A 16,389-nucleotide genomic window follows, 5' to 3' on the forward strand; every position below is an offset into this window, starting at 1 on the left:
CTTCGTGATGTCGACCTGCCTGCGCAGACCTGATGTGCGAGTGCGCGAAAGCCGCGGCGGAACGGAAGATCGCGTGCCTGAAGTTCAGCCTGCAGGACTGTCGGCCGGAGAGCTTGAGCGACAAGCTGGAGGCTCGCTACACAGACAGCCAGGACGCCACGCTGCGCATTGACAGCGAGATGAGCCAAATCGATGAAATCTACTGGGGCCTCGATACGCTCACCGACATTTTTCGTGAACGCTGCACTATTTATCGCTCCGCGTCGTATTCCGTCAGCGGCGCCACTGATAGTGCGGCTGATCGATGGCAAGTTGACCCAGCGCGGTAGCCCACAAGTGAGCGTTCAACGTCGCACTATCACAGACTGATTTACGATTCCGGATAGCCATGCAAAGTGCTGCGCGAAGCCCCTCCAGTTCGACTTGCATGCCCAGTATCCGGTGGATGCGATCGGCCTCTTCGCTCGCCAAGCGCGCTCCCATCTCACGCTCACGCGCCAGCGTGGACTGCAGGCCGGCGCCGATGCGGGCGTCGCGATTCGTTCTATCTTCGCCCGCTGCGGCGGAGGTAGGTGGCGATTCAGAAATTGCAATGACGAGCTCTTCCGCGGAGGCAGGCAACGACTCAGGGTTGCCTGGTTCGAAGGCACAGATTTCATCGCTTGCCCGTTCGTGCGGCGACGCCGGCCGTATCTCGCTCATCGCAACCAGCAGATCGACCTCGACTTCCGACGCACGTCGCGCGATGGCGAGCCGCTCGATGCTGCGGTCGCTCCCGTTGCGCCAGGCAAGCCCCATCGCGTCACAGGTGATGCCCCACTTCAGGGAACCGAGAACTTGCCAGTAGTGAACGCGTGCCGCGTCCACGCGCCGGCCCGATTCGGCCTCGTACCCGGCGAAAAGCTGCGCGCGCGTTCCCAGGCCGCCGGCTTCCAGCCCGACATTGCCGAAGCGCCAGGAATTGACGCAGAACCACCCCAGGTCTTCCATGGGGTCGCCCAGGTGCGCAAGTTCCCAGTCGAGCACCGCCCGCACGCCGTCCGCGCCGACCATGAGGTTGCCGTTGCGGAAATCGCCGTGAACGAGCACCGCCGGATCGCTGTGCGCAGGTTCATGCTCCGCGAGCCAGCGCAGCGCCAGCTCGAACACCGGCCGCTGCGTGCGGTTGGCGCGGTGTGCCGCTTCCCAATGCCGACGCTCCTGCGTCGCACCGCCGCAACGCAGGCCGGGCAACTTCGCTTGCGGCATGGCGTGGATGCGTGCCATCAGCGCGCCGCATTCGGCGGCCAGGGTGCGCCGTGCCTGCGCAAGATCCGGATCGCGAAGAATGGCGCGGGCCGACGATTCGCCCTCTACCCGCCGCATCAGATAGCCATCGCCCAATCCGTCGGACGGCAGCAGCTCACCGATCACCTCGGGCACCGGCACACCGGCCTCCAGGGCGGATCGCAACAGCGCGGCCTCGGCGGCCATGCCCGCGCTGCCTTGCTGTCCGGTCTCGCTCCATTGGCGAGTACGCCGCAGGATCACCTCCAGCGGACCGTCCGGCAAGAGCGCGTCGAAGGACCAGATCTCCTGGCTTGCCCCACCGGACACCGCCCTCAGCGCGGCAATGGCCGAGGCATCAGGGCGGTGGCGGCGCAGCGCCATCAGCAACCGATCCGTGTCACCGGCCTGCACGAATGCCCTCGAACGCGTGATTGTCAGCGGGGTCCTGGTGGTCGAGGTACTCCGCCATGCCGAAGCCGACACGCTCCCCCAGGCGATAGCGCGTCATGCACTCCATGATGCGCGACTTGTCAGTGCGCCCATCGGGCAGCTTGCGCCAGTGCCGGCACGGCACGCTGGCGAGCACTTCGCCCTCGATGTCATACCGCCGGCCCGCCTCGTTCTCGAAGCTCAGCGAGAACCCCGTGGGATAACTGCGCGCGTCATAACGCGTCTGCAGCCGGACACGGTGCACATGACGCAGGCTGCCGCTGCCGTCATGCACGTAGCCTGTCTCCAGCAATTCGCCGTCCCCTTTTTGAACCACGATCACGCACATCGCCAGGCCGTCGTCAAACGTGCAGGGAAACCAGCGATACCACGGAATCGCCTGCCACAGCCGCGGGCCCCAGGAATGATCGCGCAGGCCATGGCCTGCAATCTCCCAGGAGATTTCTCCAACGCGCAGCGTGCCGTGCCCTCTCACTGACTGGTCGTAGTGCGCCCGTGCAAAGTAGCGCCCCTCCCCTTCGTCGAAGGGCTCGCCTTTGTCGCCCAGCAATTCGCCGCCGTGAGCGGGTGCCACGGCTTCGAAGACCAACGCGATCTCCGCATCTACCTGTGATTGCGGTGTGAAGGCGGCTCGCGGGTTCTCCATCGCCGCACCATCTGCCATCACGTGGACCGGCCCAGCGTAGTGCAAGCGCGAACGCTGCATGGGCTGATCGAAGTCGAAGCGCAGCCCGGCGGCTTCGACGCCGTGCTGGCTGACCGTCCCGGGCTTCGCGAACATGAAGCCCACACGTCCGTCCGGCAGGTACAGGCATACGGTCATCTCGGACAAGCCCTGGTTCGCGCGCTGTCCGATCCTGAACCAGCCGCCGATGCGTTGGCGTCCATCGATCAGATGGACGTAGCGGCTCTCGTTGAAGAAGGGATGCGCTTCGACCGGATGATTGAAGTCGTCCTCCGGTCGCAACGGGCGAACCGGGCGGTAGCGGCCGGAGTAGTCCATATCAGCCCTCGCCGCTCAGCGCGATGGCGCTCACGCCATGAAGAAGCGCGGCCACTTCAAGCCTCCAGATAGCGGCCACCCGCAGCCGCCAACTCGCGCAGTGCCGATGGCACCTCGAAGCGTTCACCGTGATGACGGGCCAGGTGGTCGCACTCCTCAACAAAGCGCGCCGCACCCACGGTATCGATGTGGCTGACCGCGCCCCCCAGGGCCGCCGGAAAGCCCCAGCCCAGCAACGAGCCGATATCGGCATCGCGCGCGCTGACCACGCCTTCGGCCAGGCAGCGCGCCGCCTCGAGCGACTGCGCATGCATCAGCCGCCGGCGCACTTGCTCCACGTCCGGCTGTTCGGCGGCGAGCGGATAAAGCTCCGCCAAGCCAGGCCACAGGGTCTTCTTTCCGTCGGCCGGATGGTCGTAGAAGCCCTTGCCCACCTTGCGGCCGAGTCGCCCGAACCTCTCCACCATGGCCACGAGCACAGCGTCTTGCGGCTGCTCGCGGTAGGCGGCGCCCTGGTCCAGACGGCTTTGCTTGAGCGCCTTGTAGAGCAGCTCGGCCGAGAACTCGTCGATGAGCGCCAGCGGCGGCATCGGCATGCCCGCCATGCGGCCGGCGTTTTCGATCAGGTTCGGGTTCACGCCTTCGGCCAGCATCGTCATGGCCTCGTAGGGGAACATGCCGAAAGCACGGTTGGCATAGAACGCGGGACAGTCGTTGACCACGATCGGCGTCTTGCGGATGCGTTTCACGAAGTCGAGTGCCTGGGCAATGGTGACCTCGGCGGTCGCCTTGCCGCGGATCACCTCGACCAGCGGCATCTTCTCGACCGGCGAGAAGAAATGCAGGCCGACGAACTGCGCAGGCCGTGACGACACCTCGGCCAGCCCGGTGATCGGCAGCGTCGAGGTGTTCGACGCGAAGATCGCGTCGGGCCCCATCGCTGCCTCGGCCCGACGGGTGGCCTCGGCCTTGACAGCGCGATCTTCGAACACCGCCTCGATCACGATCTGGCAGTCCGCCAGCGCCGCGTAGTCGGTCGTCGGCTCGATCAGCGCGAGCGTGCGGTCGCGCTTGTCGGCGGCCATGCGACCCTTGGCGACCTGGGCGTCGAGGATCTTCGCGCCGTAGGCCTTGCCCTTCTCGGCGGCTTCGAGGCTGGTGTCCAGCAGCACCACCTGCAGGCCGGCCAGCGCGCTCACGTGCGCAAGGCCCGCGCCCATCATTCCGGCGCCCAGCACACCGATGCGCGTGTAATCGCGCTTGGGCACGTTCTTGGGCCGATGCGCGAGCCGGTTGGCCTCGCCCATCGAATAGAAGAGCGTGCGGATCATGTTCTTGGTCGCCGACGAGGTCGCCAAGTGCGCGAACTGCCGTTGCTCGATCTTCAGGCCGGCGTCGATGCCGACCTGGCAGCCGTCGTACACGCATGCCAGGATGGCCTCGGGTGCGGGGTACAGGCCTTGGGTCTTGCCCAGCAGGTTGCCTGCAATGCCGAAGTACAGCTGCGTCGGCCCCGGCGTCTGCGGCGTGCCGCCCGGGAACTTGAAGCCCTTGGCGTCCCAGGGCTTGACGGTGGCTTGCGGGCCTTCGGCCAGCAGCCAGGCCTTGGCGCGCGCCAGCAGTTGGTCGGCCGGCACCACGTCGTCGACGATGCCGGCGTCGAGTGCCTGCGCCGGTGCAACCTTGCGGCCTTCGAGCAGGTAGGGCAATGCGGCCTTGATGCCGATCATGCGCGGCAGGCGCTGCGTGCCGCCAGCGGCCGGCAGCAGGCCCAGCGAGACTTCTGGCACGCCCAGCTGGATCTTCGCGTCGTCCGCAACGATCCGGCGATGGCAGGCCAGGCAGATCTCCAGCCCGCCGCCCAGTGCCGTGCCGTTGATCGCAGCGACGAAGGGCTTGCCCGAGGTTTCGAGCGTGCGCAGCGTGCGGCTGAAGGGGCCGGAACTGGCCATCGATTCTTCGGCCGTACGAATGCGGCGGATCAGGTCGAGATCGCCGCCGGCCACGAATTCGGGCCGCGACGAGGTGACGATGACGCCCTTCACGGCGCTGTCGCCGATGGCGCGCTGCACCGCAGCGTCGAAGGCGGCGATGGACGCCAGGTTCAGCACGTTCATCGGCCGGTCGGCCACGTTCCAGGTCAGGGTGGCGATGCCGTCGGCATCGAGCGTGTAGTCGATCATTTTTCTTAGCTCCTGCGTCAGACGCGTTCAATCACCATCACCGAACCCATACCGCCGCCCACGCACAGCGTGACCAGGCCGGTCGACAGGTCGCGGCGTTCGAGTTCGTCGAGCAGAGTGCCCAGGAGCATGCCGCCGGTCGCGCCCAGCGGATGACCCATTGCGATGGCGCCGCCGTTGACGTTGACCTTGTCGTGCGGCACGTGCAGCGCCTGCATGAAGCGCAGTACCACCGCAGCAAAGGCCTCGTTGCACTCGAACAGGTCAATGTCGCTCGCAGTCATGCGGGCACGCTTGAGCGCCGCTTCGGCCGCCGGAGCGGGGCCGGTCAGCATGATGGTCGGCTCGCTGCCGATGGTGCCGAAGGACACCACGCGCGCCCGTGGCTTGAGTCCGAGCCGGTCGGCCATCTCGCGCGATCCGATCAACACCGCCGAAGCGCCGTCGACGATGCCCGACGAATTGCCCGCGTGGTGCACGTGCGCGATCGCGCCCAGCTCGGGATAGCGCTGCAGCGCCATCGCGTCGAAGCCCATCTTCCCGCCTTGCACGGCGAAGGAAGCATCGAGCTTGGCCAGCGTATCCATGGTGGTGTCGGCGCGCACGTGCTCGTCCTGCGCCAGGATTTCCACGCCGTTCATGTCGCGCACGGGCACCACCGATTTCGCGAAGCGGCCTTCGGCCCACGCCGCAGCCGCGCGACGCTGGCTTTCGACCGCGTAGCTGTCGACGTCATGGCGACTGAAGCCGTATTTCGTGGCGATCAGGTCGGCCGACACGCCCTGCGGGACGATGCGATTCGGAATGGTGATCTGCGGGTCGGTGATCCATGGCCCGCCGCCGACGAACATGGGCACGCGCGACATGCTCTCCACGCCGCCGCCGATGGCCAGTTCGGCCTGCCCCGACTTGACCAGCGCCGAGGCGAAGTTGCAGGCTTCCAGTCCCGAGCCGCAGAAGCGGTTGAGCTGCACGCCCGGAACGGCATGGTCGTAGCCGGCGGCGAACACCGCCGCCTTGCCGATGTTCGAGGCCTGCTCCAGCGCCGGTTCGGCGCAGCCGAGGATCACGTCGTTCACCCGCGCCGTGTCCAGCCGGTTGCGGTCGCGGATCTGCTGGAGCACCTGCGCGGCGAGACGCGCCGGTGCGACTTCGTTCAACGCGCCGCTGGCGCGCCCGCGGCCGCGCGGCGTGCGCACGGCGTCGAGAATGTAGGCTTCTGTCATCTGTCGTCCTTGGGGTTCTTGTCGTTGGTTGTGGAGGGCTTCGGCGCGCGGGTCAGCGGCCCGCGAAGACGGGGCGACGGCGCTGCTGGAAGGCGGCGATGCCCTCCTTCAGGTCGTCGGTGGCGAACACCTTCTGCAGCTGGCGTGCTTCGTGGGCAAGCATCGAATCGAAATCGCCGCCTTCCAGCAGCACTTCTTTCGACAGGCGGAAAGCTTCGGTCGGCCCGCTCGCGATGCCCTGTGCCAGCTTCTGCGCCTCTTCCGTCAGCGCGCCCTGGGGCACCGCACGGTTGACCAGTCGCAGCGCCGCGGCTTCGGTGCCGTTCACGAGGCGGCCGGTGTAGATCAGCTCGGAGGCCAGTGCAAAGCCTGTGCGGCTCAGCAGGATGTGGTGGGCGCCGGTGTCGGGCACCATGCCGATGTGCCGGAACGGGCTGCCGAAGAGTGCATCTTCTTCGGCCAGGACCATGTCGCAGCACAGCGCCAGTCCGAACCCGAAGCCCAGCGCCGGCCCCGCCACCGCGGCGATGGTGGGCACGGGCAAGGCCCGCAGTCGCTGGCACAGCGGGCCGACCACCTGGCCGATCATGGCCATCGGGTCGTCGGCGGCAGGGTCGATGGAGCCAATGTCCCAACCCGCCGAGAACACCGCGCCCGCGCCGCGCAGCACCACGCAGCGCGCGCCGTCTTCGAGCGCTGCGTCCAGCTGGGCGCCCAGCGCTTGCACGTTCTCGACGCGGAAGCTGTTCTTGGGTTGGGGAAGATTGATGGCGATCGTGGCGATCGCGTCCTGGAGTTGCAGTGTGATGCCGGCCACTGCGATGCCGTTGTGCGGTTGATGTCCCATGCATGGAACTGTCGCTGCCCCGAACTCGCCCGGTATCGTCGCATCCGACGAATTCGGCGTCTGTCAAAGATTGCGTGAGATGAGCTCCTTCATGATCTCGTTGGTGCCGCCGTAGATCCGCTGCGCGCGAGCATCGACGTACGCCCGCGCGATCGGCACTTCCGCCATGAAGCCATAGCCGCCATGCAGCTGCACGCAGGCATCGACCACCTTGCACTGCAGGTCGCTGCACCAGTACTTGGCCATCGAGGCGGCCTCGGCGTCGAGTTCGCCTTGCATGAGCTGCTGCAGGCAGCGATCGACAAAGGTCCGGCCGATGCGAATCTCGGTCTTCAGTTCGGCCAGCACGAAGCGGGTGTTCTGGAAGTCCGCGACGGCCTGGCCGAAGGCGCGGCGACCGCGCACGTACTCGAGCGTCATGCGGTAGGCGTCCTCCGCGGCGGCGATGGCCGACACCGCGATCTGCAGCCGCTCCCACGGCAGCTCCTGCATCAAGTACGCGAAACCGCGCCCCTCTTCGCCCAGCAGGTGGTCGGCGGGCACCTTCACGTCCTCGAAGAACAGCTCACCGGTGTCCTGCGACTTGAGCCCGATCTTCTTCAGCGGCGAGCCCTTCTTCACGCCGGGCAGCGTGGTATCGACCACCAGCAGGCTGACGCCCCTGGCCCCGGCGGCGGGATCGGTCTTGGCGACCACGATCACGAGGTCGCAGGTGGTCGCGTTCGAGATGAAGGTCTTGGCGCCGTTGAGCCGGTAGTAATCGCCTTCGCGCAGCGCCGTGCTGCGCACCGCCTTGACGTCGGAGCCACCGTCGGGCTCGGTCATCGCGAGTGCCGCGATGGCCTCGCCGCTGACCATGCGCGGCAGCCACTTCGTCTTCAGCGTCTCGCTCGCGAAGTGCAGAAAGTAGTTGGTGACGATCTCGGAGTGCATCGTCAGCGACAGGCCGAAGTTGCTGTACGGCGCCGCCTCCTCCAGCACCACGGCCGAGTACAGCAGGTCGGCGCCGGGGCCGCCGTAGGCCTCGGGCACGGTCGGGCACAGCAGGCCGAGTTCGCCGGCGGTGCGGAACACCTCGCGGTCGAAACAGCCTTGCTGCGCCCAGTGTTCGAGCTGCGGGCCGACGCTGTGCTGCAGGAAGCGACGCACGTTGTCGCGGAAGAGTTCGTGCTCGGGGCGGAAAATCTCTCGTTGCATGGGCGGGTTTTCTCCAGGCCTTCAGGCGACGCGGCGCTCGCGGCCTTGCCAATAGGATTCGCGCAGCTGGTGCTTGAGCAGCTTGCCGGCGCCGGACACCGGCAGCTCGTTGCGGAACTCGACGCCGCGCGGGCACTTGTAGCCGGCGATGCGGGCCTTGCAATGCGCGATGACGGCCGCCTCGTCGACGGCCGCGCCGGGCTGCAGCACCAGCACCGCATGCACGCGCTCGCCCCAGTCGGCATCGGGCACGCCCAGCACCGCGCACTGCGCCACGCCGGGCAGCGAGAGGATGGCGTTCTCGACCTCGGTGGAATAGACGTTCTCGCCGCCGCTGACGATCATGTCCTTGAGCCGGTCGACGATGTGCAGCAGGCCTTCGGCGTCGAGCCGTCCGCCGTCGCCGGTGCGCATCCAGCCTTGGTGCAGCACCTGCGCGGTCTGCTCGGGCAGGTTCCAGTAGCCCAGCATCACGCCGGGACCGCGCAGCCAGATCTCGCCGACCGCGTCCACGGGCAGGTCACAGCCCTCGGGGTCCACCACGCGCACCTCCATGCTGGGCGTGGGCAGCCCCGCCGCCAGATGGCGACCGCGCGCGCGGCTCTCGTCGCCGTGGCACCAGGCCGGCAGCGCCACCGCGATGCCCGCGGTCTCGGTCATGCCGTAGAACTGCGTGAGGCCGACGCCCGGCAGGCTCGCGATGGTCTGTTCGAGCAGCGTGCCGTCGATGGGCGAGGCGCCGTAGTACAGGCGCTTCAGGCTCGACAGGTCGCGGCTGCGGATGTCGGGGTGATCGACCACACGCTTGATCATGGTGGGCACGAGCGCAGCCTCGGTCACGCGTTCGTGCGCGATCAGCGCGAGGAACACCGCCGGATCGAAGACCGGAAGCATCACCTGCGTGCACTGCCCGACCATTGCCTGCAGCACCACGGCCAGGCCGCCGACGTGGAACATGGGCAGCGCATGCAGGCACACCGCGCCGGCCGCGCGTTCGCCGATGACGATCGACGCCATCGTGTTCGCCGACAGGCCGCCGTGCGACAGCAGCACGCCCTTGGAACGGCCCGTGGTGCCGCCGGTGTAGAGCAGCACCGCCGGTGCATCGCCACCGACATAAGCATCATCGAGCGGCGCGCCGCACGTGAGCATGTCTTCGTAGCGCCACGCGCTTTCGGGGGCCGGGCCGTCGCCCATCGACACGACAGCGGGTGATGCACCGGCTTTCTCGCGCAGGGCCGGCAGCAACGGCACGAAGGCATCGTCGAGCAGCATCACGCCGGCGCCGCTGTCGACCAGCGCGAAGGCCAGTTCGTCCGCGCTCCAGCGGCAGTTCAGCGGCGTGAGCACCGCGCCCAGCCACCAGGTGGCATAAGCGGCGACAAGGAAGCGGTCGGTGTTGGGCGCGAGCACGACCACGCGGTCGCCGCGGCGCACGCCTGCGGACTGCAGGCCACCGGCCAGCTGCGCCACCTGCGCATGCAGTTCGGCGTAGGTGGTGCGCCGCTCGCCGCAGATGGCGGCCACCCGGTCGGGATGTTCACGGCGCGCCTTGTGCAGCGCCAGGGTGAGGGGCATGAAAGTCTCCGGATTCTTGTGGGGTCGCGCGGCAGATGTCCTGGCGACACGGCGCCGAGTGTGCAATCGGCATGGCGCCTCGATATCGTCGCATCCGACGAGATTGCGCCGACGCTTTTCCCCACGCGAATCCGGGACGTTCAGGCGATGAGTCCGGCGCGCCGCACGAACGCAATCGCCTCCATCCGGTTGCGCGCATCGAGCTTGACGTTGATGTTGCGCAGGTGCGTGCGCACCGTGGTCTCGGCGACGAAAAGACGCTCCGCGATCTGGTCATTCGACAAGCCCTCGGCCGCCAGCCGCATGACCTGGATTTCCTTGCGGGTGAGCAGTTCGCTGGGCGGCGGCGCGCCCATGCGCTGGCCCGCTTCGGAGGCGATCGCCTCGCTGTCCGCGACAGCAGCGGCCGGCGCGCGCAGCATCCGGTCGATGAAGGCCAGCGGGGCGTCGTCGGAGCCGGAGGTGGCGGCGGCCTCGTCCAGCAATGCGTTGGGCACGGTGCGCAGGTCGCGCAGCATCGTCAGCACCAGCGGCCCCTCGTCGAGGAAGGCACGCACATACCCTTCGGCAGCCGCGAGCCGAACGGCCTTGGCCAGCACGCGCATCGCCTTGTTGCGCTGCTCGTCCCTGTAGAGGGCCTGGGCCAGCAGGAGCCGCAGCGTGAGCGCCCGGCGCTCGCGTTGGGCGCGCTCGGCAGCGTCGAGCTCCTGGCGCAGCGGCGCGACCATCTGTGCGGCGTGGCCGCCGGCGATCGACCACCGCGCCTGCGCCACGTCGTAGGTCTCGACCACATTGGCGCGCAGCGAGAGGCGCGAGACGCGCGCCCAGAGCAGCTTGTCGTTGCAGCGATCGAGCTCGGCCCTGGCACGCGCGAGCCGGCCTTCCACCACCGCCATGCGCACGCGTTCGAGCCGCGCGCTCGCCACCACGCGCGACAGGCCATCGCGGTGGCCGATGTGCTCGAGTTCGGTGAGCAGCTGCTGCGCGCGGTCGGCATCCCCCTGGTCGAGCGCGATGCGGGCCATGATCACGTGCGCGCAGATCAGCTGGTCCGGAATGCCGACCCGGCAGATCAGCGGAATGTAGACCGCCAGCAGGCGCTCCGCCTGCTCGCACTGGTCGGCCTCGTACAAGGCCTCGGCCAGCAACACGCCGGCCATGGCGTTGCCGTTGGTGGCGCGCGAGGGATCGACCGTTCCCGCGCTCACCGCCAGCCGCAGGCGCGCGATGGCCTTGCGCAGTCGGCCCTGCGTCAGGTCGACCGCGCCCTCCGCCGCCTCGGACAGGGCGAAGTTGAAGCTGCTGCTGTGTTCGGGCTGGCGGCTGCGCGCGGCATCGACCAGGCGAAGGGCCTCGTGGTAGCGCCCGGCGATCATGGCCAGGTTGGCCAGCACCACCTCCAGGAAGCCGCGCGCGAAGGTGGCCTCGGCGGGCAGTGCAACCAGCAGCTCGGTGGTCAGCGGCATGGCCTCGTCGATGCGGTCGGTCAGCACCATCAGCAAGGGTTTCATCGCGAGCCGGTGGGCGCGCATCTCGACGTCGTCGTCGGTGCGCTGCTCCAGCCGCTCCAGCAGCGGGGCCGCCGCGCGCGGGCCGCGCGCCAGGCACACGGCCCAGGCGTGCAGCACCTGGAGCATCGGACGGTCGGCCAGCTGCCCGGCGTCGAGCAACGGATCGAGCCAGCGCGACAGCAGCCTGACACGGCCCTGGTCGAGCAGCGACTGGGCTTCGGCCTCGAGCAACGGGAAAGCCAGCGCCAGGTCCCCGGCCGCGAGTGCGTGTTCGATCGCCGGCACCGGGCGCCCGACACCCAGGAACCATTGCGCGGCAGCGCTGTGCAGCGCCGGAATCTCCCGCGCGTACTCGCGCACCAGCTGGGCCCGAAGGAACTCCGCGAACATGCCGTGGTAGCGGTACTCGCTGTGGTCTGCTTGCAGCGGAATGAGGAACAGGTGGGCCTGCTCAAGTGCGCGCAGCATGGCCGCACTGTCCTCGCGCTGGCACACGGCATCGCACAGCGACGGGTTGAGCTGCGCCAGTATGCTGGTGCGCAGCAGAAAGCCGCGCACATCGTCGGACTGCCGCGAAAGCACGTCGTCCACCAGATAGTCGACCACCGCGGCGTTCGACCCCGAGAAGCCGGCGATGAAACGGCCAGGTTCGTCACGGTGCTCCAGCGTCACGGACGCCAGCCACAGCGCGGCGGCCCAGCCCTCGGTGCTGCGATGCAGGCGACGGATGTCCTCCGGCTGCAAGGTGAGGCCGCGCTGCTGGCGCAGGAAGCCATCGACCTCGGCTTCGGAAAAGCGCAGCTGCGTCGGCTCGACCTCGAGCAGCCGCCCGCGCGCACGCAGCCGGCCCAACCCGAGTTCAGGCACCCCGCGCGAGCCGATGATGAGCTGCGCGCCGCGCGGCAACTGGTCGATCAGTTCCTGCACGAGGCCGAGCACCACGGGGCTTTGCAGCACTTCGAAGTCGTCGAGGAACAGCGCCAGCGGCGCCGGATGCGCCGCGACCGTGTCAATCAGGGCGAAGGCGAGTTCGTCCGGCCCCTGCCCGTCGAGCGGTTGGAGCTTGCGCAGCGCGGGAATCAGCGGCTCCAGCGAGGCCGTGAGCGCTGCCAGGAAGCGGCCGACATCGTTGTCGGCGCGATCGAGCGTGAGCCAGGCCTGCTGCAGTCCGGTTTCCTCGAAGCGCCGACGCACCTGCAGCATCACCGTGGTCTTGCCGAAGCCCGCGGGCGCACGCAACAGCACCAGGCGCGCGGCGCCGGCATTGAAGATGCGCTCGCAGATCTCGGTGCGCTGCAGCTCGAAGGCAGTGGCGAGTGGTGGACGGAGCTTGCCCGCCAGCGGAAACGCCCGCGGCGCGGGCTGCGGCGTCGCAACCGCGAGCACGGCAGTTCGACTGGGGGGACCGTCTGTGTGACTGGGGGCGCCGGTGGGCATGGCAGACTCCTCGAGGTTCGTCACGTCGGCGCCGCCGTCGCGACGGGCCGGGGCGAAGGGTCCATCGCCGCGCACGGCCTCAGTCCCGTTGGTAGAGCGTCACCACGCAGGCGCCGCCGAGCCCCAGATTGTGCTGCAGAGCGACGCGCGCGCCCTCCACCTGCCGTGCACCGGCCTGCCCGCGCAGCTGCCACACCAACTCGGCGCACTGGGCCAGCCCCGTCGCGCCCAGCGGATGCCCTTTGGACAGCAGCCCGCCCGAAGGATTGGTCACGACGCGGCCTCCGTAGGTGTTGTCGCCGTCGAGCACGAAGCGCTCGGCGCCGCCCTCGGGTGCGAAGCCCAGCGCCTCGTAGCTCAGCAGCTCGTTGGTCGTGAAGCAGTCGTGCAGCTCGACCACCGGCACGTCCTCGGGGCCGATGCCGGCCGCCTCGTACACCTGCTGCGCCGCGCGGCGCGTCATGTCGTAGCCGACCAGCTTGCGCATGTCGTTCTCGTCGAAGCTGCTGTTGCCGTCGGTGCTCATGGCCTGCGCCGCGATGCGCACGCGCGCATCCAGGCCATGGCGACGTGCGAAGTCTTCGGAACACAGCACGGCGGCGGCGCCGCCGCAGGTCGGCGGGCAGCACTGCAGCCGGGTCAGTGGATCGAACACGGCCGGCGACGCCAGCACTTCGTCGAGCGTCAGGGGCTCGCGGAAGATGGCATTGGGGTTGTTCTGCGCATGGCGCCGCGCCTTGACCGCGATGCGGGCGAAGGTTTCGGCGCGCGTGCCGTAGAGCTGCATGTGCATGCGCCCGGCCCCACCGAACAGCTGCGCGGCAATGGGCGCCTCGGCGTCCGTGCCCTGAATCTGCTGCATGGTGTCGAGCAGGCGCTGCGAAGGATCGGGGCGGTCCTGGAAGTGCACGCCCAGCGCGCCGCGCGCCATCTGCTCGAACCCCAGTGCCAGCACGCACTCGGCCGCGCCGCTGGCCACCGCCTGACGCGCCAGGAACAGCGCGGTGGAACCGGTGGCGCAGTTGTTGTTGACGTTGATCACCGGCACGCTGGTGAGTCCCACGTGGTAGACCACCGCCTGCCCGCTGCAGGAGTCGCCGTAGACGTAGCCGGCGTACACCTGGTTCACCGACTGGTAGTCGACCCGCGCATCGTCCAGCGCGGCCTTGGCGGCGCGCGCGCCGAGCATCGGGTAGCTCTCGCTGGCACCTGGCTTGGCGAAGGGCAGCATGCCCACGCCGGCAACGATCACCTTCCGGTTCATGACGATCTCCTCATTGCATCTGGTCGTAGTCCAGCACGACCTTCCAGCGGCCGCCCTGCAGTTGCGAAAGGCGCGACCGGTCCGAGCCCAGGTGCCGCGTCGGCGAGAAGTGCATGGGCGGATTGCCGAAGATGTCGGCCGGCACGTCGCCCAGACCGTCCATCGCCTTGCCGAAACGATCGGCGTCCAGGTCGGCACCCGCCTTGCGCAAGCCCTTGGCCAGCAACTCGATCATCGTGAAGCCATAGACAGAGAAGACGGTTGGTGCTTCCTTGAACTGCGCCTGGTAGCGCGCCGCCCAGGCGGCGATGGCCGGCGATGCATCGTCCAGGTAGGGCTGTTGCGCCGTGGTCACCGCGTAGAGGCCGTCCATGTCCTTGCCGCCCAGTTTCGGGATCAGGTCCGAGTAGGCGGTCGATGCCGCCACGAAGGTCGGTGCGTACTGCAGCTTGCGCGCCTCGGCGATCGCGCCCACGGTCTCGCGGATCACGGTGCCGAGCACCACGAAGTCGCAATCGGCCGCCTTCAGCCGTGCGACCTGCGACGAAAAATCGGTGGCGCCCCGCTTGTAGCTGGTGCGCTCGCCAAGCACCGCGCCGATCGACTGCAACCCGGCCTCGGCGCCCTGCACCACCTCGCGCCCGTAGTCGTCGTCCTGGTACAGGGTGCAGGCCTTGCGCGCCTTGCTGCGCTGGTAGATCCCCGGCACCACGCCACGGATCTGGTCCACCGATGACGGCAGCATCGCGTACTTGAGCTTGCTCAGCGGCTCGTACATGTCGCGCGACAGCGCCATCGGAAACAGGCTGAAGACGCCCTTGGGCGCCTGCACCTGCATCGCCGCCAGCGCGTGCGGCGTGCCAAAGGTTCCGATCAGCGCGAACACCTTGTCCTGGTTCACCAGCTTTTGCGCCGCCAGCACGGTGCGCTTGGGGTCGTAGCCGTTGTCCTCGACCAGCAACCGCAGCTTGCGCCCGTGCGCCCCACCCTGCGCATTGAATTCGGCCACACCCATGAGCAGGCCGTTGCGCACGTCCTTGCCATAGCCCGCGACCGGGCCCGACAGGTCGAGAACGCTGCCCAGGACGATCTCGTCCTTGCCGATGCCCTGGGTCTGGGTCTGGGTCTGGGTCTGGGCTGATGCTGCGGCGCCCGCAAGACCCAGGACGGCGGCGGCGCCGAAGCGCGCGATCCGGTCGATATGCATGGGATGCTCCTCTGTTCGTCAGGTGATGGACATCACTTCGCCTGGTCGTAGTCGAGCACGACCTTCCAGCGCCCGTCCTGGATCTGCGACAGGCGCGCCTTGTTGGAGCCCAGGTGCCTGTCGGGCGCAAAGCTCAGCTCGGGCATGCCGAACAGGTCCGACGGCGTCTTGAGCGCCTCGATGGCCTGGGCCAGCGTCTCGGTTGTGAGCTGCGCGCCGGCCTTGTCCATCGCCTGCACCAGCCGGTCGAGGATCACGTAGCCGTAGATCGAGTAGGCCGAAGGCGCTTCGTTGAAGCGTGCGCGATAGCTGGTCATCCAGGGCTTGAGCGCTTCGGGAGCCGTGTCCTCGTAGGGGTGCTGCACCGTCATCGTCGAGTAGAAGCCGTCCATCGCCTTGCCGCCCAGCTTGTGGATCAGGTCGGTGTAAGTGCCGAAGGCGCCCAGGAAGGTCGGGTTGAAGTCGAGCTTGCGCGCCTCGTTGATCGTCCCCACGGTCTCGCGGATGAGCGTGCCGGTGACCACGAAGTCGCAGCCCGCGGCCTTCAGGCGCGCCACCTGCGACGAGAAGTCGGTCGCGCCGCGCTTGAAGCTGGTCTTCTCGACCAGCGCCGCATCGACCGTCTTGAGCCCTGCCTCGACGCCGCGCAGGATCTCCAGGCCGTACTCGTCGTCCTGGTAGATGATGCATGGCTTGCCCGCCTTCTTCTCCTTGAACAGGCGTGCCGAGGCCGGCGCGATCTGGCCGTAGTACGAAGACAGGAAGGCGAACTTGAGCTTGCCGATGGGCTCGTACATGTCGCGCGACAGCGCCGCCGGGAAGAAGTTCATCACGTTCTTCGCGTTCTGCACCGGCAACGCCGCGTTGTTGACGCCGGTGCCCAGCGAGCCGGCCATCACGAAGATCTTTTCCTGGTTGACCAACTTCTGCGCCGCAAGCACGGCTTTCTTCGGGTCGTAGCCGCTGTCTTCGACCAGCAACTTGATCTTGCGTCCGTGCACGCCACCCTTGTCGTTGGCCTCGGCCACGCGCTGCAGCATGCCGTTGCGCAGGTCCTTGCCGTAGCCGGCGAGCGGGCCCGACAGGTCCTGCAGCGTGCCGATCACGATCTCGTCCTTGCCGATGCCCTGGGTCTGGGCCGATGCGGCTGCGGCAGCAACGAGGGCGGACACTGCCAGCAGGCAGCGCGCGTGGGAAATGGTCTTCTTCATGGTGCG

11 protein-coding genes are annotated in these 16,389 nt (G+C 68.2%); all 11 read right to left on the reverse strand.

Annotation, left to right across the window (positions count from 1 at the left end):
- Positions 1-273: 273 nt before the first annotated feature.
- Complete coding sequence (locus tag ASD34_RS00060; RefSeq protein WP_082548466.1) at positions 274-1,650, reverse strand: phosphotransferase family protein; 1,377 nt, start codon at positions 1,648-1,650, stop codon at positions 274-276.
- 16 nt (positions 1,651-1,666) lie between these two features.
- Positions 1,667-2,722, reverse strand: a complete 1,056-nt coding sequence (locus tag ASD34_RS00065; protein ID WP_056571392.1) for a hypothetical protein — start codon at positions 2,720-2,722, stop codon at positions 1,667-1,669.
- A gap of 56 nt (positions 2,723-2,778) precedes the next feature.
- Positions 2,779-4,905 carry a 3-hydroxyacyl-CoA dehydrogenase NAD-binding domain-containing protein gene (locus ASD34_RS00070; RefSeq protein ID WP_056571395.1) on the reverse strand — a complete coding sequence of 709 codons (2,127 nt, stop codon included), beginning with the start codon at positions 4,903-4,905 and terminating at the stop codon, positions 2,779-2,781.
- Positions 4,906-4,922: 17 nt separating this feature from the next.
- A complete protein-coding gene (locus ASD34_RS00075; protein ID WP_056571398.1) occupies positions 4,923-6,131 on the reverse strand; it encodes an acetyl-CoA C-acetyltransferase in 1,209 nt (402 codons plus the stop codon).
- Between the two features lie 52 nt (positions 6,132-6,183).
- Positions 6,184-6,978, reverse strand: coding sequence for an enoyl-CoA hydratase/isomerase family protein (locus ASD34_RS00080; RefSeq protein WP_082548440.1), 795 nt, complete (start codon positions 6,976-6,978; stop codon positions 6,184-6,186).
- Positions 6,979-7,041: 63 nt separating this feature from the next.
- Positions 7,042-8,175, reverse strand: a complete 1,134-nt coding sequence (locus ASD34_RS27320) for an acyl-CoA dehydrogenase family protein (protein ID WP_056571404.1) — start codon at positions 8,173-8,175, stop codon at positions 7,042-7,044.
- Between the two features lie 21 nt (positions 8,176-8,196).
- Positions 8,197-9,753 carry a class I adenylate-forming enzyme family protein gene (locus tag ASD34_RS27325; RefSeq protein WP_056571407.1) on the reverse strand — a complete coding sequence of 519 codons (1,557 nt, stop codon included), beginning with the start codon at positions 9,751-9,753 and terminating at the stop codon, positions 8,197-8,199.
- Positions 9,754-9,893: 140 nt separating this feature from the next.
- Positions 9,894-12,650, reverse strand: a complete 2,757-nt coding sequence (locus tag ASD34_RS00095) for a LuxR C-terminal-related transcriptional regulator (protein ID WP_056571410.1) — start codon at positions 12,648-12,650, stop codon at positions 9,894-9,896.
- A 130-nt stretch (positions 12,651-12,780) separates the two neighbouring features.
- A complete protein-coding gene (locus tag ASD34_RS00100) occupies positions 12,781-13,965 on the reverse strand; it encodes a lipid-transfer protein (RefSeq protein WP_056571413.1) in 1,185 nt (394 codons plus the stop codon).
- 10 nt (positions 13,966-13,975) lie between these two features.
- Positions 13,976-15,172 (reverse strand): ABC transporter substrate-binding protein, encoded by a 1,197-nt coding sequence (locus ASD34_RS00105; protein ID WP_056571416.1) that lies wholly within the window; start codon positions 15,170-15,172, stop codon positions 13,976-13,978.
- Between the two features lie 32 nt (positions 15,173-15,204).
- On the reverse strand, positions 15,205-16,383 hold the full coding sequence (locus tag ASD34_RS00110) for an ABC transporter substrate-binding protein (protein WP_056571419.1): 1,179 nt from the start codon (positions 16,381-16,383) through the stop codon (positions 15,205-15,207).
- Between the last annotated feature and the right edge of the window lie 6 nt (positions 16,384-16,389).

The organism is Variovorax sp. Root473 (assembly GCF_001426505.1).
In the GTDB taxonomy this organism is placed as follows: domain Bacteria; phylum Pseudomonadota; class Gammaproteobacteria; order Burkholderiales; family Burkholderiaceae_C; genus Variovorax.

Excerpts from the sequence above, each read along its gene's own strand:
- ASD34_RS00060 (WP_082548466.1), bottom strand. The coding sequence starts at position 1,650 with ATGGCGCTGCGCCGCCACCGCCCTGATGCCTCGGCCATTGCCGCGCTG.
- ASD34_RS00065 (WP_056571392.1), bottom strand. The coding sequence starts at position 2,722 with ATGGACTACTCCGGCCGCTACCGCCCGGTTCGCCCGTTGCGACCGGAG.
- ASD34_RS00070 (WP_056571395.1), bottom strand. The coding sequence starts at position 4,905 with ATGATCGACTACACGCTCGATGCCGACGGCATCGCCACCCTGACCTGG.
- ASD34_RS00075 (WP_056571398.1), bottom strand. The coding sequence starts at position 6,131 with ATGACAGAAGCCTACATTCTCGACGCCGTGCGCACGCCGCGCGGCCGC.
- ASD34_RS00080 (WP_082548440.1), bottom strand. The coding sequence starts at position 6,978 with ATGGGACATCAACCGCACAACGGCATCGCAGTGGCCGGCATCACACTG.
- ASD34_RS27320 (WP_056571404.1), bottom strand. The coding sequence starts at position 8,175 with ATGCAACGAGAGATTTTCCGCCCCGAGCACGAACTCTTCCGCGACAAC.
- ASD34_RS27325 (WP_056571407.1), bottom strand. The coding sequence starts at position 9,753 with ATGCCCCTCACCCTGGCGCTGCACAAGGCGCGCCGTGAACATCCCGAC.
- ASD34_RS00100 (WP_056571413.1), bottom strand. The coding sequence starts at position 13,965 with ATGAACCGGAAGGTGATCGTTGCCGGCGTGGGCATGCTGCCCTTCGCC.
- ASD34_RS00105 (WP_056571416.1), bottom strand. The coding sequence starts at position 15,172 with ATGCATATCGACCGGATCGCGCGCTTCGGCGCCGCCGCCGTCCTGGGT.
- ASD34_RS00110 (WP_056571419.1), bottom strand. The coding sequence starts at position 16,383 with ATGAAGAAGACCATTTCCCACGCGCGCTGCCTGCTGGCAGTGTCCGCC.